The organism is Streptacidiphilus monticola, assembly GCF_042658505.1.
In the GTDB taxonomy this organism is placed as follows: Bacteria; Actinomycetota; Actinomycetes; order Streptomycetales; family Streptomycetaceae; genus Streptacidiphilus; species Streptacidiphilus monticola.
This window is the reverse complement of the sequence record NZ_JBHSQJ010000200.1, coordinates 1-640: the sequence shown is the minus strand read 5'-3', so window position 1 is coordinate 640 and position 640 is coordinate 1. Positions and strand designations below refer to the sequence as shown.

Sequence of the window (640 nt, the reverse complement as noted above, 5' to 3'; positions counted from 1 at the left end):
GGCTGCACGTCGTAGTGGCAGTAGAGCAGCACCGTGGGCGCGCCCGGCGGGGGCGGCCGGTGGCCGAGGACGGCGTGGCTGCCGTCGGGGGTCTGCGCGAGGTGGACGTCCTGCAGCCCCGCCTCGGCGAAGGCGTGGGCGACCCACTCGGCGGCGCGGCGGCACTCCTCGGGCGGGTACTGGCGCGGGTCGGCCACCGAGGGGATGGCCACCAGCTCGGTCAGGTCCTGCTTGGCGCGGTCCATCAACCCGGCGATGCGCCGGGTGAGTTGGTCCTGCACGCCGGTCTCGGTGCCACTGCTCATCGGACGGTGTCCCCCGTCTTGAGGTCGTCGATCTGGTCCTGGTAGTCCTGCAGCCGGTCGGGGCAGTAGACCTTGATCACCAGCGCCCCGGCGTCCAGCACCTGCCGGTCGGCGATGACCGGGCGAATGCCGGGGCCGGCCGCGCCGTTGGCCTGCTCGGCCAGCCACTGTGCCTTCTTCAGCGCACTGTCCGGGTCGGTGCACACCGGACCGCCGGACGTGCCGAGGGTACGGGCGATGTCACCCTGCGGGAAGGTCGGGTAACCGGCCGCCGCCAGTTCCTTGTTGAGCTGGTCGGCCTTGCGGTTCGCCTGGTTGGTGCGGTGCAGCGAGGA

At 72.5% G+C, this 640-nt stretch carries 1 protein-coding gene and 1 pseudogene; both read right to left on the bottom strand.

The annotated features are described in order from the left end of the window. Positions 1-305: pseudogene (locus ACFP3V_RS31310) on the bottom strand (dipeptidase); the annotation flags it as partial. Next, positions 302-640, bottom strand: a 339-nt coding sequence (locus ACFP3V_RS31305) for a hypothetical protein (RefSeq protein WP_380591069.1), incomplete at its 5' end; no start/stop codon positions are given. The pseudogene ACFP3V_RS31310 and the gene ACFP3V_RS31305, both read right to left, overlap by 4 nt.